3 tRNA genes and 2 rRNA genes are annotated in these 2,185 nt (G+C 46.0%); all 5 read right to left on the bottom strand.

Annotated elements, in window-relative coordinates:
* Positions 1-1,147 (bottom strand): 23S ribosomal RNA (locus tag WS40_RS10350); the annotation flags it as partial.
* A 376-nt stretch (positions 1,148-1,523) separates the two neighbouring features.
* A tRNA-Ala gene (locus tag WS40_RS10345) sits at positions 1,524-1,599 on the bottom strand.
* Between the two features lie 203 nt (positions 1,600-1,802).
* Positions 1,803-1,879 (bottom strand) — tRNA-Ile (locus WS40_RS10340).
* A gap of 55 nt (positions 1,880-1,934) precedes the next feature.
* Positions 1,935-2,010 (bottom strand) — tRNA-Ala (locus WS40_RS10335).
* Between the two features lie 113 nt (positions 2,011-2,123).
* Positions 2,124-2,185: ribosomal RNA gene (locus tag WS40_RS10330) — 16S ribosomal RNA — on the bottom strand; the annotation flags it as partial.

Raw genomic sequence — 2,185 nt, 5'->3', positions numbered from 1 at the left:
CTCGACTAGTGAGCTATTACGCACTCTTTAAATGAGTGGCTGCTTCTAAGCCAACGTCCTAGTTGTCTACGCAACTGCACATCCTTTTCCACTTAAATTCATTTAGGGACCTTAGCTGTAGGTCTGGGCTCTTTCCCTTTTGACTACGAAACTTATCTCACGCAGTCTGACTCCCAGGAAACATTTATGCGGCATTCAGAGTTTGATAGGGTTCGGTAAGCCGTGAAGCCCCCTAGCCCATTCAGTGCTTTACCTCCGCTAAACTATCCTGAGGCTAGCCCTAAAGCTATTTCGAGGAGAACCAGCTATATCCGAGTTCGATTGGAATTTCACCGCTAACCACAGCTCATCCCCGCCTTTTTCAACAGACGTGGGTTCGGTCCTCCATGGAATTTTACTTCCACTTCAACCTGTCCATGGGTAGGTCACCCGGTTTCGGGTCGTATACTGCAAACTGTACGCGCTATTCACACTCGGTCTCCCTTCGGCTTCAGTGCTTAACACCTTAACCTCGCTTGCAACATACACTCGCCGGACCGTTCTACAAAAAGTACGCTATCGCACTCATACGGTGCTTTAGCAGCTTGTAAACATAGGGTTTCAGATTCTTTTTCACTCCCCTTCCGGGGTTCTTTTCAACTTTCCATCACTGTACTTTTCACTATCGGTCATCAGGTAGTATTTAGGCTTGGAGGGTGGTCCCCCCGGCTTCCCACCGGGTTCCTCGTGTCCGGTGGTACTCTGGATCCTGCCTTGTCAATATCCTTTTCGCTTACAGGACTATTACCTACTATGGTGTGTCTTCCCATACACTTCTGCTAAAAATATTGAATCAATTACGCAGTCCGCAACCCCAAAGATATTGCTATCTCTGGTTTGGCCTCTTTCCCTTTCGCTCGCCGCTACTTAGGAAATCGATGTTTCTTTCTCTTCCTCCTCCTACTTAGATGTTTCAGTTCAGAGGGTTTCCTCCACATGGCTATGTATTTACCATGCAGTGATACGGTATTGCCGTACCGGGTTTCCCCATTCGGATATCTGCGGGTCTATGGATATTTGCTCCTAACCGCAGCTTTTCGCAGCTTGTCACGTCCTTCTTCGGCTCCTGATGCCAAGTCATTCTCCCTACGCTCTTTATAGCTTGACCAACTTGGTTTGGTTCTTGAATTACATAAGAATTAGAGATTTGTTTTTGAAATTGAAGTTTTTACCCATATACTCTCGTATATCGAAAAAACCTTTCCACATTAGTTTGATAACTAATTTAGTTATCGGGGTTTGACATTACTATGTCATTTCCTCGTTTCTCTCTATCATCGTTTGTTACATTGTTTAGTTTTCAAGGTACAATCTTTTATATTGATATATTTGACTTTCAGTTAGCGCTTTGGCTGACCTTCGGTCAGATTCACTATGCTTTTAACAACTGCACTTTTTACTACCGTAAAAAGCTGCCCCTTGTCTAAAAAGCCTGCGGGACGTTGTTAGCATTACGTGAATGCTCGCGTTTGTTTCACAAACGCTGGTGGAGATGAGGAGAATCGAACTCCTGACCCCCTGCTTGCAAGGCAGGTGCTCTCCCAGCTGAGCTACACCCCCAAATTTTAGTTGATACTTCGTTATTAACTAATATCAAGTCTTTGGTAATTTTTCGTATGCCACGAATGTCCAACCTACGGTTGGCATCATATTCGCCTATGTGCCTCCTTGTTACGGCAACTTCGTTGCCTATCGCTCCGCTTCGCTTCACGATTTCACACCGGCACGCTCATACGATGTTTCGCATTGCTACGCAATGCTAGTGGTGGGCCTAAGTGGACTCGAACCACCGACCTCACGCTTATCAGGCGTGCGCTCTAACCGGCTGAGCTATAAGCCCATATTGGTTTGGCTCGTTATTTCTTAAGCCGTTGTTGAAAAGCTGTTGCTTTTCATGGTGGAGATAAGCGGGATCGAACCGCTGACCCCCTGCTTGCAAAGCAGGTGCTCTCCCAGCTGAGCTATACCCCCGTATATCTCGGGCAGGACCCTGAAAATTAAACAACGAGTTTTGAAAAGAAATCTTTCGTAATGCTGACCTTGGAATTTAAATCAGCTTGTTTCATCTGATTTGGTCTCCATAGAAAGGAGGTGATCCAGCCGCACCTTCCGATACGGCTACCTTGTTACGACTTCACCCCAATCA

It is taken from the genome of Ruminococcus sp. N15.MGS-57 (assembly GCF_000980385.1).
Lineage (GTDB): Bacteria > Bacillota > Clostridia > Oscillospirales > Ruminococcaceae > Hominimerdicola > Hominimerdicola aceti.
Note: the sequence above shows the minus strand (reverse complement) of the source record. Positions and strands in the feature narration are given on the sequence as shown.